Source organism: Streptomyces sp. NBC_00775, from assembly GCF_036347135.1.
Lineage (GTDB): Bacteria > Actinomycetota > Actinomycetes > Streptomycetales > Streptomycetaceae > Streptomyces > Streptomyces lutosisoli.
In genome coordinates this window covers 594,683-620,606 of the sequence record NZ_CP108938.1, presented here as the reverse complement: position 1 = coordinate 620,606, position 25,924 = coordinate 594,683, and the positions used below count along the sequence as shown (strand labels likewise).

At 69.8% G+C, this 25,924-nt stretch carries 28 protein-coding genes; 22 read left to right on the top strand and 6 right to left on the bottom strand.

Features of this window, described 5'->3' with window-relative positions; genetic code table 11:
* Window positions 1–85: 85 nt before the first annotated feature.
* The gene (locus OIC96_RS02965; RefSeq protein ID WP_330309454.1) at window positions 86–781 is read left to right on the top strand and encodes a L,D-transpeptidase family protein; all 696 of its coding nucleotides are present in this window, start codon (window positions 86–88) and stop codon (window positions 779–781) included.
* Between the two features lie 141 nt (window positions 782–922).
* Window positions 923–1,111: a hypothetical protein gene (locus OIC96_RS02960; protein WP_330309455.1), complete on the top strand. Its 189-nt coding sequence runs from the start codon at window positions 923–925 to the stop codon at window positions 1,109–1,111.
* Window positions 1,112–1,122: 11 nt separating this feature from the next.
* Here the strand turns inward: OIC96_RS02960 and OIC96_RS02955 are convergent, their stop codons facing one another.
* The gene (locus OIC96_RS02955) at window positions 1,123–2,523 is read right to left on the bottom strand and encodes a S1 family peptidase (RefSeq protein ID WP_330309456.1); all 1,401 of its coding nucleotides are present in this window, start codon (window positions 2,521–2,523) and stop codon (window positions 1,123–1,125) included.
* Between the two features lie 173 nt (window positions 2,524–2,696).
* Between OIC96_RS02955 and OIC96_RS02950 the strand changes: the two genes are divergently transcribed.
* The gene (locus tag OIC96_RS02950; protein WP_330309457.1) at window positions 2,697–3,455 is read left to right on the top strand and encodes a type 1 glutamine amidotransferase domain-containing protein; all 759 of its coding nucleotides are present in this window, start codon (window positions 2,697–2,699) and stop codon (window positions 3,453–3,455) included.
* On the opposite strand, the gene OIC96_RS02945 is transcribed toward OIC96_RS02950, so the two are convergent.
* Entirely contained in the window at window positions 3,452–4,798 is a 1,347-nt protein-coding gene (locus OIC96_RS02945) for an NAD(P)/FAD-dependent oxidoreductase (protein ID WP_330309458.1), read from the bottom strand. The two genes, OIC96_RS02950 and OIC96_RS02945, sit on opposite strands and share 4 nt — an antisense overlap.
* Before the next feature lie 243 nt (window positions 4,799–5,041).
* On the opposite strand from OIC96_RS02945, the gene OIC96_RS02940 reads away from it, so the two are divergent.
* The 3 genes from OIC96_RS02940 to OIC96_RS02930 all read left to right on the top strand — a co-directional run bounded on the left by OIC96_RS02940 (window position 5,042) and on the right by OIC96_RS02930 (window position 7,094).
* Window positions 5,042–5,680, top strand: coding sequence for an HAD family acid phosphatase (locus tag OIC96_RS02940; protein ID WP_330309459.1), 639 nt, complete (start codon window positions 5,042–5,044; stop codon window positions 5,678–5,680).
* A gap of 54 nt (window positions 5,681–5,734) precedes the next feature.
* Window positions 5,735–6,121: a PPOX class F420-dependent oxidoreductase gene (locus tag OIC96_RS02935; RefSeq protein ID WP_330309460.1), complete on the top strand. Its 387-nt coding sequence runs from the start codon at window positions 5,735–5,737 to the stop codon at window positions 6,119–6,121.
* Window positions 6,122–6,569: 448 nt separating this feature from the next.
* Window positions 6,570–7,094: a hypothetical protein gene (locus OIC96_RS02930; RefSeq protein WP_330309461.1), complete on the top strand. Its 525-nt coding sequence runs from the start codon at window positions 6,570–6,572 to the stop codon at window positions 7,092–7,094.
* 45 nt (window positions 7,095–7,139) lie between these two features.
* Here OIC96_RS02930 and OIC96_RS02925 read toward each other — a convergent pair whose 3' ends face one another.
* Window positions 7,140–7,355 carry an alkylphosphonate utilization protein gene (locus tag OIC96_RS02925; RefSeq protein ID WP_327434161.1) on the bottom strand — a complete coding sequence of 72 codons (216 nt, stop codon included), beginning with the start codon at window positions 7,353–7,355 and terminating at the stop codon, window positions 7,140–7,142.
* 162 nt (window positions 7,356–7,517) lie between these two features.
* Here OIC96_RS02925 and OIC96_RS02920 point away from each other — a divergent pair, with 162 nt between their 5' ends.
* The 7 genes from OIC96_RS02920 (at window position 7,518) to OIC96_RS02890 (ending at window position 13,101) form a co-directional block, all read left to right on the top strand.
* Window positions 7,518–7,859 carry an ArsR/SmtB family transcription factor gene (locus tag OIC96_RS02920; protein ID WP_327434162.1) on the top strand — a complete coding sequence of 114 codons (342 nt, stop codon included), beginning with the start codon at window positions 7,518–7,520 and terminating at the stop codon, window positions 7,857–7,859.
* Window positions 7,856–9,592 (top strand): SulP family inorganic anion transporter, encoded by a 1,737-nt coding sequence (locus OIC96_RS02915; protein ID WP_330309462.1) that lies wholly within the window; start codon window positions 7,856–7,858, stop codon window positions 9,590–9,592. The genes OIC96_RS02920 and OIC96_RS02915 overlap by 4 nt, the downstream gene beginning before the upstream one ends.
* Window positions 9,589–10,002 (top strand): pyridoxamine 5'-phosphate oxidase family protein, encoded by a 414-nt coding sequence (locus OIC96_RS02910; RefSeq protein WP_330309463.1) that lies wholly within the window; start codon window positions 9,589–9,591, stop codon window positions 10,000–10,002. The genes OIC96_RS02915 and OIC96_RS02910 overlap by 4 nt, the downstream gene beginning before the upstream one ends.
* On the top strand, window positions 9,999–10,424 hold the full coding sequence (locus OIC96_RS02905; RefSeq protein WP_330309464.1) for an ATP-binding protein: 426 nt from the start codon (window positions 9,999–10,001) through the stop codon (window positions 10,422–10,424). The genes OIC96_RS02910 and OIC96_RS02905 overlap by 4 nt, the downstream gene beginning before the upstream one ends.
* A 150-nt stretch (window positions 10,425–10,574) precedes the next feature.
* Complete coding sequence (locus OIC96_RS02900; protein ID WP_330309465.1) at window positions 10,575–10,925, top strand: ArsR/SmtB family transcription factor; 351 nt, start codon at window positions 10,575–10,577, stop codon at window positions 10,923–10,925.
* 357 nt (window positions 10,926–11,282) lie between these two features.
* Window positions 11,283–12,263 (top strand): pectate lyase family protein, encoded by a 981-nt coding sequence (locus OIC96_RS02895; protein WP_330309466.1) that lies wholly within the window; start codon window positions 11,283–11,285, stop codon window positions 12,261–12,263.
* Window positions 12,264–12,294: 31 nt separating this feature from the next.
* Window positions 12,295–13,101, top strand: a complete 807-nt coding sequence (locus OIC96_RS02890) for a pectate lyase (protein ID WP_330309467.1) — start codon at window positions 12,295–12,297, stop codon at window positions 13,099–13,101.
* An 86-nt stretch (window positions 13,102–13,187) separates the two neighbouring features.
* On the opposite strand, the gene OIC96_RS02885 is transcribed toward OIC96_RS02890, so the two are convergent.
* A complete protein-coding gene (locus OIC96_RS02885; RefSeq protein WP_330309468.1) occupies window positions 13,188–14,513 on the bottom strand; it encodes a hypothetical protein in 1,326 nt (441 codons plus the stop codon).
* A gap of 290 nt (window positions 14,514–14,803) precedes the next feature.
* Here OIC96_RS02885 and OIC96_RS02880 point away from each other — a divergent pair, with 290 nt between their 5' ends.
* From OIC96_RS02880 to OIC96_RS02840, 9 genes are all read left to right on the top strand, one after another.
* On the top strand, window positions 14,804–15,628 hold the full coding sequence (locus tag OIC96_RS02880) for an SDR family NAD(P)-dependent oxidoreductase (RefSeq protein WP_330309469.1): 825 nt from the start codon (window positions 14,804–14,806) through the stop codon (window positions 15,626–15,628).
* Window positions 15,629–15,635: 7 nt separating this feature from the next.
* Window positions 15,636–16,580 (top strand): amidohydrolase family protein, encoded by a 945-nt coding sequence (locus OIC96_RS02875; RefSeq protein ID WP_330309470.1) that lies wholly within the window; start codon window positions 15,636–15,638, stop codon window positions 16,578–16,580.
* A gap of 98 nt (window positions 16,581–16,678) precedes the next feature.
* The gene (locus OIC96_RS02870) at window positions 16,679–18,046 is read left to right on the top strand and encodes an FAD-binding oxidoreductase (RefSeq protein ID WP_330309471.1); all 1,368 of its coding nucleotides are present in this window, start codon (window positions 16,679–16,681) and stop codon (window positions 18,044–18,046) included.
* 26 nt (window positions 18,047–18,072) lie between these two features.
* Window positions 18,073–19,083 carry an ABC transporter substrate-binding protein gene (locus tag OIC96_RS02865; RefSeq protein WP_330309472.1) on the top strand — a complete coding sequence of 337 codons (1,011 nt, stop codon included), beginning with the start codon at window positions 18,073–18,075 and terminating at the stop codon, window positions 19,081–19,083.
* Between the two features lie 5 nt (window positions 19,084–19,088).
* Entirely contained in the window at window positions 19,089–19,856 is a 768-nt protein-coding gene (locus OIC96_RS02860; protein ID WP_330309473.1) for an ABC transporter permease, read from the top strand.
* A 4-nt stretch (window positions 19,857–19,860) separates the two neighbouring features.
* The gene (locus tag OIC96_RS02855) at window positions 19,861–20,685 is read left to right on the top strand and encodes an ABC transporter permease (protein WP_330309474.1); all 825 of its coding nucleotides are present in this window, start codon (window positions 19,861–19,863) and stop codon (window positions 20,683–20,685) included.
* Window positions 20,682–21,560 (top strand): ABC transporter ATP-binding protein, encoded by an 879-nt coding sequence (locus OIC96_RS02850; protein WP_330309475.1) that lies wholly within the window; start codon window positions 20,682–20,684, stop codon window positions 21,558–21,560. The genes OIC96_RS02855 and OIC96_RS02850 overlap by 4 nt, the downstream gene beginning before the upstream one ends.
* A gap of 2 nt (window positions 21,561–21,562) precedes the next feature.
* Window positions 21,563–21,973, top strand: a complete 411-nt coding sequence (locus OIC96_RS02845; RefSeq protein ID WP_330309476.1) for a VOC family protein — start codon at window positions 21,563–21,565, stop codon at window positions 21,971–21,973.
* A gap of 149 nt (window positions 21,974–22,122) precedes the next feature.
* Window positions 22,123–24,099: a hypothetical protein gene (locus tag OIC96_RS02840; protein WP_330309477.1), complete on the top strand. Its 1,977-nt coding sequence runs from the start codon at window positions 22,123–22,125 to the stop codon at window positions 24,097–24,099.
* A gap of 187 nt (window positions 24,100–24,286) precedes the next feature.
* Here the strand turns inward: OIC96_RS02840 and OIC96_RS02835 are convergent, their stop codons facing one another.
* Window positions 24,287–25,069 (bottom strand): SDR family NAD(P)-dependent oxidoreductase, encoded by a 783-nt coding sequence (locus OIC96_RS02835; RefSeq protein WP_327434179.1) that lies wholly within the window; start codon window positions 25,067–25,069, stop codon window positions 24,287–24,289.
* Between the two features lie 100 nt (window positions 25,070–25,169).
* Window positions 25,170–25,916, bottom strand: coding sequence for an SDR family NAD(P)-dependent oxidoreductase (locus OIC96_RS02830; RefSeq protein ID WP_330309478.1), 747 nt, complete (start codon window positions 25,914–25,916; stop codon window positions 25,170–25,172).
* Between the last annotated feature and the right edge of the window lie 8 nt (window positions 25,917–25,924).

Here is a 25,924-nt window from a genome sequence, read left to right as displayed (position 1 = left end):
CAGCGTCGCCAGCCCTACAACTCATACCCCCCGATGCGGGTCTAGCAGGCAGAAAACGGAGAAAGCAAGGAAGGGAAGGCCCGCCATGGGGGACATACGCCGACGAGGAGCCGTCGCGCTCGGGATCACCGGACTGCTCGCACCGCTGACCCTCGCGCTGGGCACGACGCCCGCGCAGGCCGCGAGCTGCACGACACAGACCGGCCCGTACCAGAAGCAGGTGGAGAAGTTCCTCGGCCGTCCGGTCGACGGCCGCCAGTCCACCGCCGACTGCAAGGCGATCCAGGCCTTCCAGACCAAGCACGGCATCACCCCGAACATCGGGTACGCGGGACCCGTCACCTGGGGCGTGATGGACCTCATGAACAAGCAGAAGGCCGTGGGGAACAACCCGAACAAGGACGGCAAGTGCCCGGTCAACAAGGGCCGCATCGCCTGCGTCAACCTGACACTCCAGCTCAGCTGGGTCCAGGACGGCGACAGGCTCGTCTACGGTCCGGTGCCGGTCCGTACCGGACGCGACGGATACGAGACCCGCACCGGCCTGAAGAAGATCTACTGGCGGGACATCGACCACGTCTCGGACATCTACAACGTGCCCATGCCCTACAGCCAGTTCTTCGACGGCGGCGAGGCCTTCCACTCGGTCGGCCTCAGCATGTGGAACCCGCCCGGCTCGCACGGCTGCGTCAACATGACCAAGGACACGGCCAAGAAGTACTGGTCACTGCTCAAGACCGGCGACGACGTCTTCGTGTACGGCCGCAAGCCGGGCACCTGACGGCACCCGGCCGCAGGCGCCGATCCGGAGGTCCAGCCCGCCCAACTCGTCGAGGACACCGTGCTCGTGAGTGATGAGCTTCACGGTCCGTAATGTCAGGGGGCGCACCTTTACTCACATCACCTTCACGCCAGGACCCGTATGATTCACACCATGTCCACCACTCCTGAAAGCGACTCTGAGCGCTCAGCCGCCGAGGTCAACGAGGAGATCCGGGCCCTCTGGTTCCGGACGGGCGGGACGCTGAACATGGAGCAGCGGCGGGAGTACCAGCGGCTCGTCCTGGAGTGGGCGGAAGCCTCCCTGGAGTCGCCCACGCAGGCGGCGTGACCACCCGGATCTCAGCCCCAACTCTGCGAATACTGACGCCGATAGGCTTTGCGGTCCTGTTCCGTGCGGATGTACCGCGTCGCCACCAGAGCGATCAGACTTCCCGCGATGATCAGTAGGCCCGGACCGACGTTCTGGGGGTTCGTGAGCCGGGAGACGAGCGTCTGGGCGTTGCCCGTCGTCCCCACCGGCTCGACGGCGCCCGGCGCGGCCGACCCGGGCGCGACCGCCGCGCCCTGAGACGCCGAGGGTGATGCGGCCGAAAGCGAAGGAGCGGGGGAGGCCTGGGCCGCGCCGCCGGCGGAGGCCTGCGGCTGCCCCGCGAGCTGCACACCCAGCGCCGTCAGCGCCTTGGTGACCGGCTGGAAGAACGTCGTACCGCCGGCGGTGCAGTCCCCGTTGCCTCCCGAGGTCACTCCGAGTGCGATGCCCTCGGAGAACATCGGGCCGCCGCTGTCGCCGGGTTCGGCGCACACCGTGGTCTCGATGAGTCCGGTGACGGTGCCCTCCGGGTAGTTGACCGTGGCGTTGAGCGCGGTCACCTTCCCGTCGTGCAGCCCGCTGGTGCTGCCGCTGCGGAAGACCCGCTGGCCGACCGTCGGATCGGCGGCGCCCGTGATGCGTACGCCGTTTCCGCCGCCGATGGCCACGACATTGCTCCCGGCCGTGGTCTGCTGACCGTTGTCGTACTGCACGAGGGAGAAGTCACTGCCGGGGAACGCCGTGGTGATCGTCCGGCCCACCTGCTGAGTGCCCCGGTTGTCGGCGAACCAGACGGATCCTGCCGGGCCGCAGTGCCCGGCCGTGAGGATGAACTCGCTCTGCCCGTTGGTCACGTTGAAGCCCGCCGAACAGCGCCCGCCGGTCGAGAAGATCGGCTGCGCGCCGTTCAGCCGCGTGGTGAACGCGCCCTGGGTCCGCTGCATGCGTACGGAGTCCCCGATGCCGTCCGCGAGTTGCGTCATACGCGACCAGTCGGAGGCGGAGACCGTGCTGTCGGCCTGCACCACCACCTCGTTCTTCGTGTAGTCCACGGCCCAGGCGGTGCCCGGCACCCGGGGCGCCGAACTCAGGCTCGCAGTCGCGGACTTGAGGTCCCGCATGCTGTGCCGCACGACCTTCGCGCGGGCACCCGCCTCCTTCACCTCGGCCGCCGCGGCCGAGTCGGTCACCGCGACGACCGGGCGCCCGTCGGCGGCGATCCAACTGCCGGCGGTACGCGAGGTGCCGAGGCTCGAGACCAGGGAGGCGCCCGTATCGGCGGCTGCCTGCGCCGAACTCTCGGTGGCACGCGACGTGTCGGACGGTTCGCTCGCCATCGCGTGCGTCACCATCAGCCCTCCGCAGAGCAGCCCGCCGACGGCCGCGAGTCGCGCCCCCCGTCGGACGATCCGTCGTCGTGCGTGCCTCATCCATGGGCTCCCGAAGCCGAACGGCGCGGCGTCACCACCGCCGAGGGCCCCGGTCGAGAGCCCTCCCCTCATACGTGCGCCCAGGCCCCCGCGTTCACCGCGGCGCACGAAGCATTCGCGGGGCTCGGCCCCGGGCCCTCTCGCGTGGTGAACAGCCCTGTCATGATGAGTGGATGCGCGTGCTCATGCCGGTCCCCGACCGAGACTTCGACGTCACCGAAGTAGCCGTACCCTGGCGGATCCTCACGGAGGCGGGGCACGAGGTCGTCTTCGCGACCGAGCGTGCGGGTACCCGGCCCGAGGCGGACCCGAAGCTGCTGACAGGCGTGCTCTTCGGACAGCTCGGCGCCGAGGCGGAACCCCGGCGGTGCTATCAACAGCTCACCGAATCCCCGGAGTTCGACGCCACGGTCTCCTGGGCGGACGTCGATGTCGAGGAGTTCGACGGGCTGCTGCTGCCCGGCGGACACGCGCCCGGCATGCGGCAGTACCTGGGCTCGTCGGCGTTGCAGCAGCGGATCGCCCGCTTCTGGACCCTGGAGCGGCCGGTCGGCGCGATCTGCCACGGCGTCCTCGTGCTCGCCCGGGCCCGCGACACCGCGACCGGGCGCAGCGTGCTGGCCGACCGGCGGACGACCTGTCTGCCCAAGTACATGGAACGCACGGCCTACTTCACCACCGCCTGGCGTCTCGGCCGCTACTACCGCACCTACCCCGCCTACGTCGAGGACGAGGTCAGAGCGGCCCTCGCCGACCCGGCCGCGCAGTTCGAGCGGGGGCCTCGCACGCTCACCAGGCGGGGCACCGCCTCCGACGACACGCATGCGTTCGTCGTGCGGGACGGCCACTACCTCTCGGCCCGCTGGCCGGGAGACGCCTACCTCTTCGGCCGCCGCTACCTCGACCTGCTCACGAGTACCGCCGAGCGTTAGACACGGGTGCGGGCGGCGACCTCCTGCGGAGTCAGACAGACGTCGGTCTTCTCGAAGTCCCGGAGGGTTCCCTTCTTGTCGGCGAGGAACCCGGTGCGGACGAAGTCGTCGCCGGCGACCGCGTTGAGCAGCCAGTTGGCACTCGTACGGAACCGGGCCGCGCCGGTGCGCAGCGCGTACAAGTGGTAGCCGCGGGCCACGACCTGCGCGGGCACGCCCTTGAGACCGATACCGAGCGGCTTGGACACCGCGTCGTGGCCGCCGAGGTCGACGACGAGACCGAGGTCCTTGTGCTTGTACGGCGTCGTCGGCTCCCCGCGCATCAGCGCGGTCAGGGTCTTCGCCGCGTGCCGGCCCTGCCGGGCGGCGTGCTGGGCGGTGGGCGGGCAGTACGAGCCGTCGCCCTTGGCCAGGTCGGGGACGGCGGCCGCGTCGCCGAGCGCGAACACCCCGTCCAGGCCCGGCACCCGGAAGTCGGGTTCGGTGGCGATCCGGCCGCGTACGGTCTCCGCGCCCAGCGAGTCGACCAGCGGGCTCGCCGCGACACCGGCCGTCCACACCAGCGTCCGCGAGGGCAGCACCCGCCCGTCGGTGAGGGAGACCTTGTCCTCGGTCACGGAGGCGACGGACGTCTCCAGCGAGATCTGCACCCCGCGTTCGCTCAGCATGCGCAGTGCGCTCCTGCCCAGCTTGTCGCCGAGCTCCGGCAGGAGTTTGGGGGCGAGGTCGACCAGATGCCAGTTGATGAGGCGGGGGTCGATCCGCGGGTGGTAGCGCTTCGCCGCGGCGGTGGTCAGGCGTTGCAGACAGGCCGCGGTCTCGGTGCCCGCGTAGCCGCCGCCGACCACCACGAACTGCAGTCGCGCGGCCCGCTCGTCCTCGTCCGACGTGGCCGCCGCCAGGTCGAGTTGGGCGATCACGTGGTCGCGCAGATACACGGCCTGGGCGAGGTTCTTCATGCCTCGCGCCTCGTCCAGCAGCCCCGGGATGTCGAAGGTGCGGGTCACGCTGCCCGGGGTGAGGAGCAAGTAGTCGTACGACAGGTCGACGACGTCTCCGGTGATCTTGCGGACGACGCACACCTTGGCCCCTGGATCCACGCCGATCACCCCACCCGGCACCAGCACGGTGCGGTGCAGGATCCGGCGCAGCGAGGGCGCCACGGACTGCGGGGTGACGACACCGGCGGCGACGTGCGGCAGCAGCGGCAGATAGAGCTGGTAGTCGGTGGGGCTGACCAGGGTGATCCGGGCGTCGCCGGGAGCGAGGATCCGTTCGAGGCCCCGCGCGGCCTCGACGCCGGCGAAACCCGCGCCGACGATGACGATCTTCGGAGCGTCCATCCGAGCAGCCTCTCTCCACGAGCCGACACCGCGGCCCGCCGACCGCGAGCCCAGGCTCACACGGGACGCCCGCGTCTGCCACCGCGCGACCGGAGCGGGGGAGGGCGGCGGCGACATTCTCTACCGAGCAGTAACTCTTCCTTCTCCTTTCGTACATCCGTGCACGCGATCATGTCGGGCGCGGCGAGACCGGCTTAGGCAGCTCGCCGCTCCGACGTGTACAGGCGTGAGAAGGGGACGGGCATGACAGGACGCGGTGTGGGGCGCAGGATAGGCGCGGTCTCGGCGGTCGTGGCGCTGGGGATCGGAGGGACGGTCACCGCGGCCGGGTCCGCCGCCGCGGCCCCGGTCCAGGCGGCGGTGAGCACCACCGCGGCCCAGGCCGACGTCGACTACGCCACCTGGCAGGGTGACGTCCAGGCCGTTATCGACCAGGCGCTGCCGTACGTCGAACAGCGCACCGCGAACGCCGGCGGACAGAAGCTCGCCCTCGTCTTCGACATCGACAACACCACGCTGGAGACGGACTTCCACCCCTGGTACGCGCTCCCCACCCCGGCGGTCAAGGCCTCCCTGGAACTGGCTCGCTACGCGCACTCCCGGGGCGTCGACATCTTCTTCGTCACCGCGCGCCCCGGCATCATCGCCAGCGAGACGAAGTGGAACCTGAAGACCGTCGGCTATCCGGTCTCCGGCCTCTACGTGCGTGATCTGCCGGATCTCTTCGACGAGGTCAGCGCCTACAAGACCAGCAAGCGGGCGCAGATCGAGTCCCTGGGTTACACGATCATCGCCAACGTCGGCAACAACACCTCCGACCTCGTCGGAGGCCACGCCGAGCGCACCTTCAAGCTGCCCGACTACGACGGCCAGTTGTCCTGAACCGAGCGGTCCGGGCGCCCTGCGGCGCCCGGACCGGCCGCTTAGACTTCCGCCATGGACGAGGCTTCGCTGGACACGCTCGGTTCGGGCAAGTACCTGCTGATCACGAGCTACCGCAAGAACGGCACGGGAGTCGCCACGCCGGTGTGGGTCGTGCGGGACGGTGCGGCGCTCGGCGCCTGGACCCCCGCGGACAGCTGGAAGGTGAAGCGGATCCGCAACCGCGCCGACGTTCTGGTGGGACCCTGCGACGTGCGGGGCAATCCGACCGGCGAACAGGTCCCGGCCACCGCCGAGGTGGTCGACGCGGCCGCGACCGCCCACTACCGGCAGCTCGTCGCCCGCAAGTACGGTCTCGTCGGTCGCCTCACCCTCTTCGGCAGCCGCCTGCGCCGGGGCGAGCGCGGCACGGTGGGCATCCGCATCACGCTGACGCCCTGACGCCCCGACGTGCCGCGTACCGCTAGGGGTCATGCCGTCGGGGCAATTCACCGGTGCGCGCGGTGTCCGCGTATGCCGTGAAGTAGCCGCCGGCGCTGGTGAGTTGCGCCAGAACGAGAACGGCCCCCGCGAGTAACGCGAGGGCCAGGCGACCCAGAACTGCGGGCGCGCGCGTCTTCCCCAGGGGAACTTCCCCCTTGTGCACGTGGTGCACCTTCACCTGAGTAATGACAGGTGCACGCTAACTTCTCTGGCCCTCGTCGGTGGTGTCTCACCCAACAACCAAGCCCAGGCCATGACTTCACCTACAGCGGTCAGGCCATGGATAAATCTTCAACCAAGGGTCTCCCGGTCGAGTCAAAGGGTCTACCCGCATAGAAGTTCCCGGTGCTGTCATGCCCACGACCGCCCGGAATTCTGCCGGGCACCACATCGGGAGACCCCCACGATGTCCCGCATATCCCGTCCCCTCGTCACCAGTCTGTCCGCGCTGGCCCTCGCCGCCGCCGGGCTCACCGTCACCGCCGGCACCGCGCACGCCGCCAGCTGCAGCCAGGACTACCTTCCGCTGCCCGACCCCAGCTGCCAGCCCGGCGACCTCAACCCGGACGTCACCCAGGACACCATCGACTCCACGATCTGCGTCTCCGGCTGGACCGCGACGGTACGGCCCTCCAGCTCGTACACCACTGCTCTGAAGAAGAAGCAGATCGTCGAGTACGGCTACACCGACACCTCCACCTCCGACTACGAGGAAGACCACTTCGTCCCCCTCGAGCTCGGCGGTTCCCCCAAGAGCGCGCTCAACCTCTGGCCCGAGCCCGAGTACGGCACGAAGACCGCCGCCAACAAGGACACGGTCGAGAACAAGCTCAAGAAGGCCGTCTGCGCCGGCACCGTCAGCCTCACCGACGCCCAGGACGCCATCATCACCGACTGGACGACCGCCCTCTCCGACCTCGGCCTCAGCTGACGCGTCGGCATCGGGCCCGGTCCCCTCCGTGGGCCGGGCCCGATGTCAGGCCTTCTTCAGGAAGGTGGTCTTCAGGACCAGGCCCTTGACCTTCTTCGTGTTGCACTCGATCTCGTCGGGCTTGCCGGTCAGGCGGATGTTCTTCACCAGCGTCCCGCGCTTGAGGGTCTCCGAGGTGCCCTTCACCTTCAGGTCCTTGATCACCGTGACGGAGTCGCCGTCCGCCAGGAGGTTCCCGTTGCTGTCCTTGGTCTCGCTCACCGCTGCTCCTTGATCCATGTCCGGGGTACCAGGATCCTCGACAGATGCGTAATTGCAAAATTTCGCAATTGCTTAGATGCTGTGTCGGCTGCAACCGCAGCGAGTCCCGGTGCCGCGACCGTGTGCCCGGGGCAGGCGCTCGCATGGGGAAGTCGAGGAGTCGTGTCGGTACCGCTGTACCAGGCCAAGGCGGAGTTCTTCCGCATGCTGGGGCATCCCGTGCGCATAAGGGTCCTGGAGCTCCTGCAGGACGGACCGAAGCCGGTGCGCGATCTGCTGGCCGCCATCGAAGTGGAGCCGTCCGCGCTCTCGCAGCAACTGGCGGTGCTGCGCCGTTCGGGCATCGTCACCTCCAAGCGCGACGGCTCCACAGTGGTCTACGAACTGGCCGGCGGGGACGTCGCGGATCTCATGCGGGCGGCCCGGCGGATCCTGACCGAGATGCTCTCCGGGCGCGACGAACTCCTGGCCGAGCTGCGAGAAGCTGAGGTCGGCACACGATGAGCGGGGCGTTCGACCGGGCCCGGACCCGGATCTCCGCGCTGTTGCCTGCCCGCGCCGACCTGGCGGAGATGGCGCGCGCCCCCCGGCGTGATCTGCTCGCCGGGCTCACCGTGGCCGTCGTCGCGCTGCCCCTGGCCCTCGGGTTCGGGGTCTCCTCCGGTCTCGGCGCGGAGGCGGGGCTGGCGACCGCGGTCGTCGCCGGGGCGCTCGCCGCGCTCTTCGGCGGGTCGAATCTTCAGGTGTCCGGACCGACCGGCGCGATGACCGTGGTGCTGGTGCCGATCGTGGCCGAGCACGGGCCGTCGGGCGTGCTGACGGTCGGCCTGATGGCGGGCGTGATGCTGGTCGCCCTGGCAGCCCTCAAGGCCGGCAGGTACATGCAATACGTGCCCGCGCCGGTCGTCGAGGGCTTCACGCTCGGCATCGCCTGCGTGATCGGGCTGCAACAGATGCCGAACGCGTTGGGTGTGGCCAAACCCGACGGCGACCGCGTGCTGGTGGTCACCTGGCGTGCCGTCGAGGAGTTCGTACGGCAGCCGAACTGGACGGCCGTGGCCCTCGCGGCGGCCGTGGCTGTGGTCATGCTGGTCGGGGCGCGATGGCGGCCGGCTCTCCCCTTCTCCCTCATCGCCGTCGTCGCGGCCACGCTCGTGGCCCGGCTCGCCGGGCTCGACTCGGCCAAGGCGATCGGCACCCTCCCGTCCGGGCTGCCCGCTCCCTCCCTCGGGTTCCTCGACCTGAGCGCGTTCGGCACGCTGCTCGCCCCCGCCGTCGCCGTGGCATCGCTCGCCGCCCTGGAGTCGCTGCTCTCGGCCTCGGTCGCGGACGGCATGACGGTCGGGCAGCAGCACGATCCGGACAGGGAATTGTTCGGACAGGGGCTGGCCAACATCGCGGCGCCGCTGTTCGGCGGAGTGCCCGCGACGGGGGCGATCGCACGGACCGCGGTCAACGTCCGTACGGGCGCGGGCTCCCGGCTCGCCGCACTCACGCACGCCGCGATCCTCGCGGTGATCGTCTTCGCGGCCGCGCCCCTCGTCTCGAAGATCCCGCTCGCGGCGCTGGCGGGTGTGCTGCTGGCCACGGCGATCCGCATGGTCGAGGTCGGCTCGCTCCGGGCGATGGCGAGGGCCACCCGCTCCGACGCGCTGATCCTCGTCCTCACCGCCGTCGCCACGCTCGCCCTCGACCTCGTCTACGCCGTGATCATCGGCCTGGTCGTGGCGGGCACCCTGGCCCTGCGCGCGGTCGCCCAGCAGGCCAGCCTCGACCAGGTGCCGCTGGACCGCGGTGACCACAGTGCGGAGGAACACGCGTTGCTGGCCGAACACATCGTGGCCTACCGCATCGACGGTCCGCTGTTCTTCGCCGCCGCCCACCGCTTTCTGCTGGAGCTGACCGATGTCGCCGACGTCCGGGTCGTCATCCTGCGCATGTCCCGGGTGAGCACCATGGACGCCACCGGTGCCCTGGTCCTCAAGGACGCGGTGCAGAAACTGCACCGGCGGGGCATCGCCGTCATGACCTCCGGCATACGCCCGGGCCAGCGCCAGGTACTGGACTCCGTCGGAGCGCTCGACCTGCTGCGCCTGGAGGGCCGCGAGTACGCCACCACCCCCGAGGCGATCCGTGGCGCCCGCGAACACCTGGAACTGGCCGGCCTGCTGCCCGCCGTACCCACCCCGAAGACCCACCCGGATCCCCGGGCCGCGAGCGAGGAACGAGCCCGATGAGCACCACCCCCGCATCACCGCGCATGGTCGAGGTCTCCGGTGCGGAGGCTTTGTGGCTGCTGGAGGGGGCCGCGCTGGGACGACTGGTGTACGTGCGGCGGGAGCTGACCGTCGTCCGTCCGGCGCGGCACGTGTGGGAGTTCGGGAACCTGGTCGTGCGCACCCCGGTCCAGGCGGCCGCGGTCCCGCCGACAGCGACGTACCACGTCGAGGAGATCGACCCCCGGACCGGCACCGGCTGGAGCGTCACCGCCACCGGGCATGCCGAAGTGATCACCGACCGCGACGAAGCCGCGCACTACCACCGGACGCTGAGCGGCTGGGCCCACGGCCCGCACGACGCCGTCATCCGGATCCATCCCCGGTCCCTCGCGGGATTCCGCCTGGGCGACAGCTCGGAGCGCCGATGAGCACGCGGCTGGAGGCCCTGCCCTACCGGCATGTCCTGACGTTGCCCGCCATACCGTCGGCCGTGCGCACGGCCCGCGAGACCGCGGAGGAAGCCCTGATCGAGTGGGGGATCAGCCGCCGCCATCCCGCCGTCGACCCCGCCTTGCTGATCCTCGGCGAACTGGTCACCAACAGCGTCCGGCACGCCGCCGCGCTCTCGCCGCAGATCACCATCGTCTACGCGGCGGGCCGGGACTGTCTGGCGTTCGCCGTCCACGACCGTCACCCGTTCCGGCCGGCCCTGGACGCGAGCGTCGCGGCGTCCGGCACCGGCGGCCTCGCGACGGTCATGGAGGTCACTCTCGGCCTCGGCGGTTCAGCGGTGGTTCGCGGCGACGCCGACGGCAACGGCAAGAGCATCTGGATCACCCTGCCGCTGTGAAGGGGGGTCCCGCGCAAAAAGGGACGCGAATTGGGTCCTGCCTGCCCGGCAGGCGAGGATGGTCCGCATGGGTGTGACGAGTGGGCGGGTGCGAGGCGCCGAGGAGCGGTCGGTACGTCCGTGCCGGCGGGTCGGAGAGGGGACGGCAGCATGAGTACGCCGCTGTACCAACTGAAGGCCGAGTTCTTCAAGACGCTCGGGCATCCGGCACGTATCCGCGTCCTCGAGCTTCTGAGCGAGCGGGAGTACGCGGTGGCGGAGATGCTGCCCGAGGTGGGGATCGAGCCCGCGCACCTGTCCCAGCAGCTGGCCGTGCTGCGGCGGGCGAACCTGGTCGTCACCCGCAAGGAAGGCTCGACCGTCTACTACTCGCTGACCAGCCCGCATGTGGCGGAGCTGCTCAGGGTCGCGCGGACCATCCTCTCCGGAGTGCTGGCGGGGCAGGCCGAACTGCTCGCCGACCTGAAGGCCGCTCAGGGAAAGACGAAGCCGACCGCATAACCGTGTCGCCGCCCTGAGCGCCGCCGCACCGGGCTCCAGGGCTCCGCTCGAGCACCGCGGCACCGGGCTCCAGAGCTCCGCGGGAATCCGCGTGATGCGGGAGTTGGCCGGATGTGTTCTGTGTGAAGCGTTGACTAGAAAGCGCTTGCCCCTTACGTTTCCCGTTCAGCAGCGTGACCCGCGTGTGACATCTCGTATACGAGACACCAGATCTCCGAGCCGCACCACCTGGGCAAGTGAACGCACCAGGGCCCCATGAGTCCCCGTACGAGTATTGCCGCGCGCCACATGCTGTTCCGTATGAAGTACGTCGTTCGCGTACATGACCCACGGATGCTCCCGAAGGGACACACCCGCATGCGTACTCGCCCCCCACGAAGGCGCGCCCGCCAACTGGCCCTGGCGGCGGCCGCGACGGCCTCCCTGGCCGTCACCACGGTTCTCGTTCTGCCGCAGTCCGCCGGCGCCGCCGAGACCTCGCCGGTCGGCTTCGGCGCCGGGACCACCGGCGGAGGCAGTGCGACCGCCGTCACCGTCACCACGCTCGACGCCTTCAAGACGGCGGTCACCGGTGACGCGGCCAAGGTGGTCAAGGTCAACGGCCTGATCTCGCTGACCGGTCAGGTCGACATCGGCTCCAACACCACGGTCCTGGGCGTCGGTTCGTCGTCCGGGTTCACCGGCGGCGGACTGCGCCTGAAGAAGGTCACCAACGTCGTCGTCCGCAATCTGAACATCAGCAAGCCGCTCAAGCCCGCCGACGGCATCACCGTGCAGGCGTCGACGAAGGTGTGGATCGACCACAACTCCTTCTCGTCCGACCTCGATCACGGCAAGGACTACTACGACGGTCTGCTCGACATCAATCATGGCTCCGACTACGTCACCGTCAGCTGGAACACCTTCAAGGATCACTACAAGGGCTCGCTCGTCGGCCACAGCGACAACAACGCGAGCGAGGACACCGGGCATCTGCGGGTGACGTACCACCACAACTGGTTCAACAACGTCAACTCCCGCATCCCGAGCCTGCGTTTCGGCACCGGGCACTTCTACGACAACTACGTCGTCGGGGCCGAGACCGCCGTGCACTCCCGGATGGGCGCCCAGATGCTCGTCGAGAACAACGTGTTCCGCGACACGGAGGTCGCCGTCACCACCAACCGGGACAGCGATGTGGACGGCTACGCCAACCTGACCGGCAACGACCTCGGCGGAGCCGCCACCGAGGTCTCGCAGGTCGGCAGCTTCACCACCCCGCCCTACAGCTACACCGCCGAACCCGCCTCGACCGTCGTCGCGTCGGTCACGTCCGGCGCGGGCGCCGGGCAGCTCTGACCACCCCCCACCTGGAAGAAGGCAACGGGACATGACTTCACCCGTACGTGCGCGCGCCCGCCGGCGCGCTCTGACCGGCACCCTGGCCGCACTCGGCCTCTCGGTTGCCATGATCATGACAGAAGGCGCGCTGACGCCGGCGAGTGCCGCCACCTGGCCCACCGCGAGCGGCAGTCAGGCGGTCTCCTCCACCATCTCGGTCTCCGGAACCAAGGACTACGGGATGCTGCGGCTCTACGGCACCGGTGACCTGGGCAGCGGCAGCCAGGAGGAGGATCAGGGGCCGATCCTGGAACTGGCCGCCGGCACCGTTCTCAAGAACGTCATCATCGGTTCCCCCGCGGCGGACGGCATCCACTGTCTGGGCAGCTGCACGCTGCAGAACGTCTGGTGGGAGGACGTCGGCGAGGACGCGGCGACGTTCCTTGGCTCCTCGTCCTCCAACGTCTACACCGTGTCCGGCGGTGGGGCGAAGGAGGCCAGCGACAAGGTGTTCCAGTTCAACGGCGCCGGAACGCTGAACGTCTCGAACTTCGCGGTGCAGACCTTCGGCACCTTCGTCCGGTCGTGCGGCAACTGCAAGACCCAGTACAAGCGGACGATCAACCTCAACACCATCGAGGCCACCTACAAGGGAGGCCGGATCGTCGGCATCAACACCAACTACGGCGACAGCGCGACCCTGAAGGGCATCAAGATGGTCGGGGACACCAGCAAGAAGATCATCCCCTGCCAGAAGTACATCGGCAACAACACCGGGGCGGAGCCGACCAAGAACGGCACCGACGCCGACGGCACGTACTGCAAGTACGCGGCGTCCGACATCACCTACAGCTGACGGTCCCTTCCCCGGCGGCTGAACGAACCGGTCCCCCGCACGCCGGTTCGTTCAGCCGCATTGCTGTCTTCGGGCGGGGGTGCGCCTCACCGGACCTCGCTCGCCAGCGCGGCCAGGTCCTCGTCGGTGAGCAGGCGGCCGCCGTCGGCCATCAACTCCCGGGAACGGACCAGTACTTCCTCGACCTGGGCCTGGGTGAGCTCGAAGCCGAGCGCCGTCAGCTTGTCGGTCAGGGTGTACGGGCCGCTGTCGGGGGTGAACGGGACCTTGCGGCCGTTGCCGACCAGGGTGGGCTCCAGGCAGTTGTGCAGAAGGGGGTCGACCTCCGTCTCCTGGGTGATGAGGTCCATGCCTCCCCAGCAGAAGGCGTGGGTGCCGGTCACCGGGTGATTCCACGCGGTGTGATAGCCCGTCAGGGACTCGCCGGCCCTGGCCAGTTCGGTCAGCCGCTCGGTCCTGATCCCGGTCCGTACGCCGTACAGCGCCTCGAAGGCCAGAGCCGTCGCGGCCAGGTCGGCGTTGCCGGGCCCGCCGCAGTAGCCGTTCACCGAGAGCTCGACGGCCGCGGCGCCCGCCCGTACGGCGGCGACCGCGCAACCGACCGCCAGGCCGAAGGTGTTGTGCGGGTGCAGCCCGACCTCGACGTCCGGAGCGAGGGTCCGGGTGCGGCGGACCAGGTACGCGTACGCCTCCGGGCTCATGGCGCCGGGTCCGTCGAACAGGGTGAGTTCGGTGGCGCCGGCTCCGGCCAGCACGGTCACCGACTCCTCGTGAGTCTCCTCGGTCAGGTACGAGACCATCAGCAGCGGCACGATCACATCGAGGCCGCGGCCGCGCGCGTGCTGGATCAGCCGGGTCGCGCGGGCCAGTACGGCGGCACGGTCGCGCGGAGTCCCGGAGGTACGCCACTCCTCGCCGCGCCATGCCCGGCCGTAGATCATCGGCTGGTAGATGAGGGACATCTCGCCGAAGCCCTGCACCCAGACCTGTACGGCGTCGTAACCGGCCTCGGCCGCACGGTCGATGTCGTCCGTCGAGCGCATCAGCGGACACACGATCCGGCAGTCGGGGTTCTCGCCCTTGACCAGGCTCACCTCGGACTTGAGCGCGGTGTCGTCACGGCCGCCGATGCCGGCCGTGACGACTTCGGGAACCCCGCTGCCGACGAGCCCGCGCAGAAACGTCTCCTTCGCCTCGGCGGAGGCGACGACGCCCGGCAGTGTCTCCACCGAGCGCAGGGTCGCGTCCCGCAGCCGGACAGCCGGAGGAAGTGAACCCACCACGTCCGGGCGCCGGTTGAGCGGACTGACCGACCAGTGGCCGGGCTCGTGGGCGCCGGGCGCGCGCCGTGCCGCCAACTCCGCGCGGAACCGGGCGATTTCCTCGGCGGTGAACACGGGCGGCTTGTCCATGGCGTCCTCCGGGCGTGGATCGGTCGGGCGTGGATCGGCGGGGCGTGGATCCGTGGTGCGTGGATCGGCGGGGCGTGGATCCGTGGTGCGTTCCCGAGCCCATCCAAGCCACCTGTCGACACTAAAGGCAATAGATGTGCTTCAGATGCCTCGATGTTTACTTTCTGTCGACACCTGGCTAAGACTGTCGACAGGCTCGACGGCTCGCCCCGCGTGCGCGGTCACCGTCCGCCGTAGACGCGTCGACCGGTTTCGCAGCCTGTCCCATCGCTCCGACCGAGGGAGTTCCCGTGACCCAAGACATCCCGCATCAGCGGCCGGGCCGGCTGGCCGGCCGGATCGCGGTCATCGGCGGCGCCGGCAGCGTCGGTCCCGGCTGGGGCAACGGCCGCGCCACCGCCGTGATCTTCGCCCGGGAGGGCGCCACCGTCTTCCTGACCGACCGGGACAAGGAGTCCCTGGAGGTGACCGCGCGGCACGTGCGTGAGGAAGGCGGCACCGCCCACACGGCCGTCCTCGACATGACCGAACCCTCCGCCGTCCAGGGCTTCTTCGCCGAATGCGAGGAGCGGGCGGGGCGGATCGACATCCTCGTCAACAACGTCGGCGGCTCCCGCGCGGGCGGCGCCGTCGACCTGAGCCTGGAGGACTGGGACAGCCAGCTGCGCACCAACCTCACCAGCGCCTTCCTCGCCTGCAAGCACGCCATCCCGGTGATGCGGCGCGGCGGCGGAGGCGCGATCGTCAACACCGCGTCGGCGTCCGGGCTGCGCTGGACCGGCGCCGCCCAGGTCGGCTACGCGTCGGCGAAGGCGGCGGTCATCCAGCTGTCCCGGGTGACCGCCGTCGAGTACGCCCCCGACAACATCCGCGTGAACACCGTCGTCCCCGGGCAGTTGCACACCCCGATGGTGGAGGCCCGCCTCGCCGGCCAGCGCGCGGGCGGTGACGTGGCGAAGCTGCTGGCGCAGCGGCAGGCCAGGATCCCGCTCGGGTTCATGGGCGACGGCCGGGACACGGCGTACGCCGCCCTGTTCCTCGCCTCCGACGAGGCCCGATTCGTCACCGGCACGGAGATCGTCGTCGACGGTGGAATGACGGCGCGCTGTGACTGAGCCGGCGGTGACCCAACCCTCCGCCCAGGCACCGGAGTTGACTCAGCCATCCGTCCAGGCGCCGGAGTCGACCCCCTCGCCCGGCTGCCCGCCCCCGCACCCGGCGCCCCGTACCCCCACGCTGGTGCTCCCGCCGGACAGCTGCGACGCCCACTGCCACATCTTCGGCCCGGCCGAGGTCTTCCCGTACGCGCCGGAGCGCACCTTCACCCCGCTCGACGCACCGAAGGAACAACTTCGCGCCCTGCACGCCCACTTGGGGCTGACCCGGGCCGTCGTCGTGCAGTCCTCCTGTCACGGCCACGACCATCGTGTGCTGCTGGACGCGCTGGCCTCCGGTGCCGGACGGCTGCGCGGAGTGGCCCTGATCGGCAAGGCGACGAGCAGAGCCGAGATCGAGGAACTGCACCGCGCGGGAGTACGGGCCTTCCGGCTGAACTTCCTGCCCCATCTGCGCACCCCGCCCACCCGCGCCGAGATCGACTCGGTGCTCGAACGCGTCGACGGACTCGGCTGGTCGGCCCAACTCCACGTCAGGGACGAGGAGATCGTCGGCCTGGAGCAGCTGGTGCGCGCGCTGCCCGGCAGGGCCGTGATCGACCACATCGGGCGCGTCGACGTCAGCGCCGGACGGGGCGGCCCCGCCCTGCGCAGCCTGCGCGCCCTCCTCGACACCGGGGACGTGTGGGTGAAGGTCAGCGGGGTCGACCGGGTCTCCCGGCAGGGGCCGCCGTACGCCGACGCCGTCGCGGTGGCCGCCTCCCTGGTGGCGTACGCGCCCGAACGGGTGCTGTGGGGGACCGACTACCCGCATGTGAACATCACCGGCCCCGCACCGGACGACGGGCTGCTCGTGGACCTCCTTGAGCAACTGGCTCCGGACGCCACGCACTTGCGGCGGCTGCTCGTGGACAACCCGGCGGAGCTCTTCGATTTCGAAGAAACTCACTAGTGTCGGCAGAGATGGCAACTATTTCGCCGTCACACCCCTTGAAGGCCGAAAGTGTCGACAGTACTGTCGCGTGTCGAACCCCGCGTGAGGAGACGTCCATGCACGACCTGCCTCAGGGCACCCTCATCCGTCGCGGCGACGAGGCCTATGAGCATGCCCGCCTCGACGCCGTCTGGAACGAACGCAAGCCCAGCCGCTTTCCCGAGGTGATCGCCCTCGCCGAGGACGAGCGGGACGTCGTCGCGGCCGTCCGTCTGGCCCGCCGGGAAGGACTGCCGATCGGCATCCGCTCGGGCGGTCACAGCTGGGTGGGCAACGGGGTGCGGGACGGCGGAATGCTGCTCGACCTGTCACGGATGCAGCAGGCTTCCGTGGACCCGGTGGCCCGCACGGCAGCCGTACAACCCGCCGTCAAGGGACCGGCACTCGACCAACTCCTCGCACCGCACGGCCTGTTCTTCCCCACCGGGCACGCACCGACGGTCGGCCTCGGCGGCTTCCTCCTCGGCGGCGGCTACGGCTGGGACTCACGCAGGCTCGACCCCGCCTGTCTCAGCATCGAGGCGATCGACGTGGTCCTCGCCGACGGCAGCCTGGTGCACGCCACCGACGCCTCGCACCCCGACCTGCTGTGGGCGGCGCGGGGGAGCGGCCCCGGCTTCTTCGGCGTGGTCACCCGCTTCCACCTCCGCCTCCACGAACGGCCTCAGCGCATCCTGCGCACCGTGCACAGCTACCCGCTCGAACTCCGCGACGAGGTGCTGAGCTGGGCGTACGACACGCTCGAAAGCCTGTCGCCCGCAGTCGAGTTCTCGGCGAAGGTGGGCTTCACTCCCGGCCTCGACCGTAAGACCGCCTCCCTCACGGCGACCGCCTTCTGCGAGACCGGCGACAACCCGCTCGCCCCGCTGGAGGCCGCCCCCTTCCGCGACCGGGCCGTGCGTGCGGTGATCGCGCAGGAGACGAGCATGGCCGAGCTGTACGACGCCGCCGACCGGCTCACCCCGGCCGGGATGCGCTGGGCCCTCGACGGGATCTGGGCCGACGGCCCCGTCGACAAGATCCTGGCCGCGGCCGGGCCGCTGTTCGACTCCATCCCGGACACCACCAGCCATGTGCTGTGGATGCTCTGGGGCCACTACCCGCCGCGCACCGACGCCTGCTGGTCCAGCCAGGCCAAGGTCTACCTCTCGCCCAACGCGGGCTGGACCGACCCGGCCGAGGACCTCGCCCACGAGCGGTGGGCGCACGGCGAACTCGCCGCGATCCAGCACCTGTCGAAGGGCCTGCAGTTCTCCGACAACAACCTCGCCGACCGCTTCGATCACGGGCTCAGCCCGAGCAACTCCGCACGCCTGGAGGAGATCCGGGCCGCGTACGACCCGGCGGGACTGTTCCGGACGTACATGTCCCCGCTGGAATCCACCACCGCCTACGCCGCCGCGGCACCCGCCCGGACGCACTGAAGCCCGTACTGAAGGAGAGCCGTTCCATGGAGACTTCGAGAAGCCCGCGGCGCCGTACCCTGCTCGCCCTCACCGCGGTGATCGCCACCCTGTCCCTCGCGACCACGGCCTGCGGCGGCGACGCGGCCGGCGAGGCCAGGAGCGCCGACGGCAAGGCCAAGGTCACCGTCCTGCGCTCCAACGGAGCCATCTTCGAGCCGCTCTACATCGCCGAGCAGCAGGGCTACTTCAAGGACGCCGGCCTGGACGTCACCATCAAGGCGGGCGCGCAGGACACCTCGCAGAACGCGCCGTCCGTCCTCAACGGCGAGGCCCAGTTCGCGATGACGGACAGCTCCGGCTTCCTCAAGAGCGCGGCCCAGGACATGCCGCTGCGCATCGTCACCGGTCTGCAGTCCGCGACGACGAAGACCGCCCCCACCGACGGACTGCTGGTCAAGAAGAGCAGCTCCATCGAGTCCTTCTCCGACCTGGAGGGCAAGACCGTCGGGATCTCCGCGCTCGGCGGCACCATCCAGTTCATCTGCGAGTACCTGGTGCAGAAGGACGGCGGCGACCCGAAGAAGGTCAAGTTCGTCGCGCTGCCGACGACTTCGCTGACCGACGCCGCCACCTCCGGCAAGACCGACGCCATCTTCTCCTTCGGCCCGTTCTACGCGGCGGCCAAGGAGAGCGGACTGCGCACCATCGGCAACGGCATGAACGACCTCCCCGGCATGGTCCAGGGCGTCCTCTTCTCCAGCCAGAAGTACCTGGCATCGAACGGCGACACGGCGAAGAAGTTCATCGACGCCGTCGCCAAGGCCATCACCTACGCCAACGCACACCCCACGGCCGTCAAGGCGATCGACAAGAAGTACACCCAGGTCCCCGCCGCGTACATCGACAAGCACGACACCAACTACTACGACAAGAACCTCGACACCACCGTCATGCGCACGGTCGTCACGAAGATGCACGAGTTCGACCTCCTCGACAAGGAGCCCAAGGACTCGGCCATCTACTGGGACCAGGCGCCGACCTCCGGTGGGGAGTAGCGGGCATGGTGAAGGTCCGACTGCTTCAACTCGGGGCGCTGGCCGCCGTCCTGGGGCTCTGGGCGCTGATCGCGGCGATCGGCGTGGTGAGTTCGACCGCGCTTCCGGGCCCCGGCTCCGTCGCCTCCGCCCTGTGGCAGCTCGCCGGCAGCGGCACGTTCTGGCAGGCGGTCGGCGACACCCTGCGCGGAGCGGTCACCGGGCTCGTGGTGGCGATCGCCGTAGGGATTCCTGTGGGCCTGGTGACCGGGGTGTACGCGGCGGCCGAGGAGTCCTCACGGCTGCTCATGGAGATCCTCCGCTCCTTCCCGGTCATCGCCCTGCTCCCGGTCTTCCTCCTGGTCCTCGGCTCGACGCCCGGCATGAAGGCGACCGTCGTCTTCATCGCCTGCGTCTTCCCGGTGCTGCTCCAGGCCCAGTACGGCGCCCGCAGCGTGCCCCCGGCCGTGCACGAGACCGTACGGTCCTACCGCATCCCCAGGCTGCTGCGCTTCCGGCGGGTCGTCCTGCCGGGCGCGGTGCCGTCCATCATGACCGGGCTGCGGCTCGCCGCGACCACCTCCGTCCTGGTGTCCATCGGCGTCGAAGTGCTCACCACGCTCCCCGGCATCGGCCACATGATCATGGAGTCGCAGCAGGCGGGGGCGTCGGCGCGGGCGTACGCCTACATCTTCTCCGCGGGCGCGATCGGCTACTCGATCACTCTGCTGGCACAGTTCGCCGAGCACCGGCTGCTGCGCTGGCGGCCGCCCGTGCACACAGGAGGCGAGTAGACCCATGAACCGCGGCCGTGTGCCCTGGAAACCGATCCTGCGTCAACTCTGGCTGCCCGCCCTGGTGTTCGCGATCCTGCTCGTCGCCACCGCGGGCAACACCAGCTTCTACTTCCCGCCCCTGACCGAAGTCCTGAGCACCCTGTGGTCCGAGCTCGTCCACGGCGGCCTCGTCGGCGACCTGCTCTACAGCCTGCGCAACATAGTGAGCGGACTGGCGCTCGCCACCGTCGTGGGGGTGGGCGCGGGCCTGGTCATCGGCGAGATACGCACCCTGCGCCTGGCGACCGCGCCCCTGCTCGACTTCGCGCGCGCGACACCGACCGTGGGATTCGTGCCCGTCATCATCCTCACCCTGGGCATCGGCTCGGGCCCGAAGATCTTCCTGATCTTTCTCGGCTCGCTGTGGCCCATCCTCCTCAACACCGTCAGCGGAGTGCAGGCCATCAGCCCGGCCGTGCACGAGACCGCGCGCGGCTACCGCATCCCGTGGCGGCTGCGGCTGCGCCGGGTGATCCTGCCGGGCGCGCTGCCGCAGATCCTGGCGGGCATCCGTGTCTCCCTGTCCATCGCCGTCGTCCTCATGGTCGTCAGCGAGATCTACGGTTCGCCCGTCGGCCTCGGCAACTTCATCCTGCAGAGCGGATCGAGCTTCCACGTCGCCGAGACCTGGGCCGGCACCATCCTGATCGGCATCCTCGGATACGGCCTGAGCGTGTTCCTCCTGCTGTGCGAGCACCGCCTTCTCGGCTGGTACCACCAACGCGCCCCGCGCGCCCGTCCGTCGAAGCCCGTGACCATCGAGAAGAGCAACGGAGTCGTCGTATGACACGCGGATCCAGCCTGCACGTCGAGGAACTCCGCATGGCCTTCGGGCACGGTCCCCAGGAGCATCTGGTCCTCGACGGCCTGTCCCTGCGGGTCGACCCCGGAGAGGCCGTCTGCATCGTCGGCCCCTCCGGCGCGGGCAAGACGACCCTGCTGCGCTGCCTCGCCGGACTGACCCGCCCGACCTCGGGAGCGGTCCGCTACGGCGATCAGTCGCTCACCGAGCCGCACGCGGACATCGCCGTCGTCTCCCAGGACTACCGCGGCTCACTGCTGCCCTGGCTGAGGGTGTGGGACAACGTCGCCTTCCCGCTCCAGGGACGAGGCGTACGGCGCGCGGAGCGCAAGCGCCGCGCGCTCGACTGCCTCGCCGCGGTCGGGCTGCCGGACGTCGGCGACAAGTACCCGTGGCAGCTCTCCGGAGGCATGCAGCAGCGCGTGGCCATCGCCCGCGGACTCGCGTACGACGCGCCGGTGCTCCTCATGGACGAACCCTTCGGCTCGGTCGACGCCCAATCCCGGTTCGACCTGGAGGACTTGACGCTGGAACTGCGCAGACGGCTCGGCATCACCGTCGTCGTGGTCACGCACGACATCGACGAGGCCGTCTACCTGGGCGACCGGGTGATCGTCCTCGGCGGCAAGCCGACCGCCGTCCTGGAGACGCTGGCCATTCCCCTGGGGACCGATCGCGATCAGCTGTCGACACGGGCCGACCCGCGCTTCGCCGAACTGCGTACGCGGGTGCTGTCCCTGATCCGCGGGGAGCGCGCCCCGGGCACGGGCACGGACACGGACACGGACACGGATACAGACCGGGACCCGGCCCAGTCCCCGGACAAGACCGTCGGGGCCGACCGTACGGGGGTGGCCTGACCATGCGATTCGATCATGTGGGCTTATCCGTACCGGAGTTGCAGGCCGCGACCACCTGGTACCGCGAGGCCCTGGACCTCGTCGAGGAGCACACGTTCTCCGTCCCCGGCACGGATCTGAGCGGAGTGATGCTCCGTCATGACAGCGGCTGGCGCATCGAGTTGCTCCACCGCCCTGAGGCCCGGCCGGGACTCGCCGCCGACAGCCCGCTGGAGGCGGCGGGCACGCTCGGCCTAGGTCACCTCTGCCTGTGCGTCGGCACACCGTACGAGGTCGACGCCACGTTCGACCGACTCGTCACGGCCGGCGCGGGCGTACGAATGAGCCCGCGCCCGGCACCGCGCCCCGGCGCCCGAATGGCGTTCGTGTCCGACCCGTTCGGCAACCTGATCGAACTCATCGACCGCGCCTGAGAGCCGGCGCACCCACCGCGCCCCCACGACCGGGGCGCGTCCGAAGACCCCGTCCCACTCCCTGGCTCACCCCTGCCCGAAAGGCAGCTCACCCCTGCCCCGAGCAGGTCGACCCTGCCCGAAAACACCTGAAGACAAGGAAGTTCACGGTGGATCACAAGAAGTCTCTTGGCGAGCGCGAGGTCACCTTCAGAGCTCGTCCCCGCGCCCTGCTCGTGGCGGTCGCCGCCGCCTTCGCCCCCACTCTCGCGGCCCCCGCCGTCGCGCACGCCGTCGGCACCAAGGCGACGCTCACCGTCGGCTCCGGGGAGACCGTCGAGGTCACCGCGACCACCAAGCTCAGCTCGCTGACCATCGAGGAGGGCGGCATTCTCGCAGCCCCCGACGGCTACAGCATCAGCCTCACCGTGAACAGCGTGGAGACCGGCAGCGAGCTGGCCCTGCTCACCGACGGCTACGGCGGAGCGGCCACCGCGATCGCCGCCGGCACCTACACGGGCACCGTCGTCATCACCGTCGCCGAGGCCAACGAGGTCGCGTACAGCACCCTCACCTTCCCCTTCCGCCAGGCGATCTACGTCGACTCCGACGGCGTGGACAAGTCCAAGTCGGTACTGGCGAACGTGAAGGGCGGGTCGGCCACCAACACCGCCGCGACCGGCATCCGGCTGACCTCGACCGGCGAGGCGTTCAACGGTGTCTATGTCACCGGCGGCGGCACGTACACGCTCAAGAACGCGAAGATCGCCTTCACCGGCAACGGCCGCTGCGACTTCATCGGCTACGGCGCGTCCGTCGTCGGCACCGGTGACGGCACCACCCTCGTCGTCAACGGCGCCACCATCACCAACCAGGGCGTGGTCCGCACCGCCGTCATCGCCGACGCCACCGCCCATGTGATCGTGAAGAACTCCACGATCCACACGGCGGACGGCACCGTCCCCGACGAGTACCCCGCCTCCGGCACCGGCGACACCAAGTACATGATCACCGTGCCGTGGATGCTGGGTCTGTCCGGCAACGTCCGCGCCACCAACCTCCTCGGCGCCAACACCCGTGCCGCGTACATCAACTCCTCCGTCTCCTCGGAGAACTGGGGAGCACTGTCCGTCGACGGTGGCAGCAACTGCACACTCACCGTCATCAACAGCACCATCGCCAACACCGGCGGGGTCGGCTACGGGTCGTACGCCATCGGCAACGTGACCGAGCACATCCTCGGCAGCACCTACGACGTCGGCGACTACGTCCTGATCACCTGGAGCGGAACCGTTCACTACGGCGACAGCGTCGCGGGCACGGTCTCCGACCTGAACGACTCGCTGGAACTGGGGCTCACCAGCACCGAGCTGTCGGCCCTCAGCGAGAAGTCCTGCGCCCTGAACTCCGGGCGTTTCGGCTTCATGTGGTACGGCGCCTCGACCGTCACCATCGACGGCGGGACCCAGGTCAGCACGGAGAAGACCACGTTCCTCTCGAAGGCCTCGGCGGCGACCGTCGTCGTGGACGGTTCCGAAGGGGCCACCATCGAGGCCGGCAACGGCGTCATCTTCCAGCTGATGGACACCGACCGTCCCAGCAGCGTGTCGGTGTCGGGCGAGCCGTGGAGCAGCGAGACGATCGGCACCTACACCGAGCCCACCGGCAGTGCCACGAAGTCGTCCAGCTGGGTCACCACCAGCGCCCAGACCGGCGACTCGACCGCCACGTTCACCGACATCGCCCTGACCGGCAACTTCTACAACTCCGTATGGGGCGGCGGCAACGCGAGCATCCAGGGCCAGAACCTGGTGCTCACCTTCGACGGCTCCACCGTCGAGGGCGTCATCTCCGCCTCCGCGGCCAAGCACAGCGTCTCCACCATCACCTCGGCGGAGTACCTGCAGATCGGCGAGGTCACCAACACCGCCCAGACGGTCGTGAACAACGGTGTCATCGTGACCCTGAAGAACGGCGCCGACTGGACGGTCACCGGCACGTCCTACCTCAGCGCCCTGACCATCGCCTCCGACGCCTCCGTCAGCGCCCCGAGCGGCAAGACTGTGACCCTGAAGGTCGGCGGCACCACCACCACGATCACCCCGGGCAAGAGCTACACCGGTGCGCTCACACTGACCGTGGCGTAACCCCATGAAAAAACCGGCCCCCGGGAGGGGAGGATGCGAACCGTTTTCCCGGGAGCCGGAGCTTTTCCATTTCTAGAGGGCTTCTTTGTCACTTGGGCGAGCTGGAGCGCCCCGAAAGGGGCGCGGGGAACTGCGCGACCAGCCCCCACGAACCCGCAGCCGAAAACCGCACCCCTCAGCGGAGCGCCTACGCCCCGATCATGTTGTAGCCACCATCAGCAACAAGGAACCCACCGGTGATGTGCTGCGCATCCTCCGTCGCAAGGAACAGCGCGGCCCCCGCAAGCTCCTCAGGCCCGGGTATCCGCCCCATGGGCGTCGCCGCACGCAACTGCTCCCCGCGGCCGTTCTTCCAGTCCTGGCGCCCCAGCGTCGCCGGGGTCTCGATGAACCCGGGCGCGAACACGTTCACCCGAACCGCCGGCGCGAACGCATGGGCGTACGACTTGGTGAGGCCGATGATGCCGTACTTGGCGGCGGCGTACTGCGGGGCCCGGGCGCTGCCCCGTACGACCACGGTGGAGCCGATGTTGACGATGGCCCCGCCCCCCTCCTGCTCCAGCATCCGCGCACCGAACTCATGGGTGCACAGCAGCGTGCCCTTCACGTCCACGGCGAGGACGTGATCGATGGACTCCTCCGTGATGTCACGCCAGGACATCTGCTCGCGGGCCACGTCGCCGACGTTGTTGACGGCCACGTCCAGGCGGCCGAAGCGGGCCCACACCTCGTCGGCCAGACGCCGGATCTGGGCGCGCTCGGCGATGTCGGCCTGCACGATGAAGGCCTTGCGGCCGAGCGCGGTGACCCGCTCTGCGGTGGCCTCGGCGCCCGCGCTCGAACTGCGGTAGTGGATGGCGACGTCGGCGCCCTCCCGGGCGGCCCGCACCGCGATCTCGGCGCCGAATCCGGTGCCCGCTCCGGTGACGAGGACGGTCTTGCCGGTGAAGCGTTCGGGGACGGCAGTCATGTGATCTCCGTTCGAATGAGCAGAAGAGGCAGAAGAGGCAGAAGAGGAGGTGGAGAGGTGCGGACGCAACGCGGTCGTCCGTGGGTGGAGAGAGCGCGCGTCATACGAGGGTCCGGCCACCGTCCGCGTACAGCACCTGACCGGTGACGAACGCGGCCTGGTCGGAGGCGAGGAAGAGCACCGGCCCCGCCAGGTCTTCGGGGCGACCGAGTCGTCCGGCGGGCACGAGCGCCTCCAGGGACGCGCGGATCCCGGGTTCGGACAGGTAGGCGCGGGTCAGGTCCGTCTCGGTGTAGCCGGGCGCGACGGCGTTGACGGTGACGCCGGCCGCGGCCCATTCGCGGGCCATGACCCGCATGAGCTGGTTGACGCCGCCCTTCGTGGCCGCGTACGGCGCATGGTCCTTGTGGGCGAGCAGACCGGACACCGAGGAGAGGAAGACGATCCGTCCGTGGCAGGCCGGCACCATCACCGCGCCGATGGCGCGGCCCAGCCAGAACGCGCTGTCGAGATTGACGGCGCGCAGCCGCTCCCACACCTCGTCGGGTGTCTCCAGCACCGGCCTGCGGTCATTGACGCCGACCGCGTGCACGAACACATCGATTCCGCCCAGGAGCTGCACGGATCTGTCGACGGCCGCACGGCAGGCATCCGCCGAAGTGAGGTCGGCGGTCAGGCCGTTGACGGAGTTCGCACCCTGGCAGACCTTGTCCACCTTCGCCTCGTCCACGTCGAGGACGAGTACGTCGGCGCCCGCCTCCGCGAGCGCGCTGGTCACCGCCGCGCCGATCCCTCCGGCGCCGGCGACCAGTGCGCGCGCCCCGGTGAAGTCCCATGTCGTCCGCATGCTCGGAC

Coding starts and splice junctions, on each gene's coding strand:
- OIC96_RS02965 (WP_330309454.1), top strand. CDS start 86: ATGGGGGACATACGCCGACGAGGAGCCGTCGCGCTCGGGATCACCGGA.
- OIC96_RS02960 (WP_330309455.1), top strand. CDS start 923: ATGATTCACACCATGTCCACCACTCCTGAAAGCGACTCTGAGCGCTCA.
- OIC96_RS02955 (WP_330309456.1), bottom strand. CDS start 2,523: ATGAGGCACGCACGACGACGGATCGTCCGACGGGGGGCGCGACTCGCG.
- OIC96_RS02950 (WP_330309457.1), top strand. CDS start 2,697: ATGCGCGTGCTCATGCCGGTCCCCGACCGAGACTTCGACGTCACCGAA.
- OIC96_RS02945 (WP_330309458.1), bottom strand. CDS start 4,798: ATGGACGCTCCGAAGATCGTCATCGTCGGCGCGGGTTTCGCCGGCGTC.
- OIC96_RS02940 (WP_330309459.1), top strand. CDS start 5,042: ATGACAGGACGCGGTGTGGGGCGCAGGATAGGCGCGGTCTCGGCGGTC.
- OIC96_RS02935 (WP_330309460.1), top strand. CDS start 5,735: ATGGACGAGGCTTCGCTGGACACGCTCGGTTCGGGCAAGTACCTGCTG.
- OIC96_RS02930 (WP_330309461.1), top strand. CDS start 6,570: ATGTCCCGCATATCCCGTCCCCTCGTCACCAGTCTGTCCGCGCTGGCC.
- OIC96_RS02915 (WP_330309462.1), top strand. CDS start 7,856: ATGAGCGGGGCGTTCGACCGGGCCCGGACCCGGATCTCCGCGCTGTTG.
- OIC96_RS02910 (WP_330309463.1), top strand. CDS start 9,589: ATGAGCACCACCCCCGCATCACCGCGCATGGTCGAGGTCTCCGGTGCG.
- OIC96_RS02905 (WP_330309464.1), top strand. CDS start 9,999: ATGAGCACGCGGCTGGAGGCCCTGCCCTACCGGCATGTCCTGACGTTG.
- OIC96_RS02900 (WP_330309465.1), top strand. CDS start 10,575: ATGAGTACGCCGCTGTACCAACTGAAGGCCGAGTTCTTCAAGACGCTC.
- OIC96_RS02895 (WP_330309466.1), top strand. CDS start 11,283: ATGCGTACTCGCCCCCCACGAAGGCGCGCCCGCCAACTGGCCCTGGCG.
- OIC96_RS02890 (WP_330309467.1), top strand. CDS start 12,295: ATGACTTCACCCGTACGTGCGCGCGCCCGCCGGCGCGCTCTGACCGGC.
- OIC96_RS02885 (WP_330309468.1), bottom strand. CDS start 14,513: ATGGACAAGCCGCCCGTGTTCACCGCCGAGGAAATCGCCCGGTTCCGC.
- OIC96_RS02870 (WP_330309471.1), top strand. CDS start 16,679: ATGCACGACCTGCCTCAGGGCACCCTCATCCGTCGCGGCGACGAGGCC.
- OIC96_RS02865 (WP_330309472.1), top strand. CDS start 18,073: ATGGAGACTTCGAGAAGCCCGCGGCGCCGTACCCTGCTCGCCCTCACC.
- OIC96_RS02860 (WP_330309473.1), top strand. CDS start 19,089: ATGGTGAAGGTCCGACTGCTTCAACTCGGGGCGCTGGCCGCCGTCCTG.
- OIC96_RS02855 (WP_330309474.1), top strand. CDS start 19,861: ATGAACCGCGGCCGTGTGCCCTGGAAACCGATCCTGCGTCAACTCTGG.
- OIC96_RS02850 (WP_330309475.1), top strand. CDS start 20,682: ATGACACGCGGATCCAGCCTGCACGTCGAGGAACTCCGCATGGCCTTC.
- OIC96_RS02845 (WP_330309476.1), top strand. CDS start 21,563: ATGCGATTCGATCATGTGGGCTTATCCGTACCGGAGTTGCAGGCCGCG.
- OIC96_RS02835 (WP_327434179.1), bottom strand. CDS start 25,069: ATGACTGCCGTCCCCGAACGCTTCACCGGCAAGACCGTCCTCGTCACC.
- OIC96_RS02830 (WP_330309478.1), bottom strand. CDS start 25,916: ATGCGGACGACATGGGACTTCACCGGGGCGCGCGCACTGGTCGCCGGC.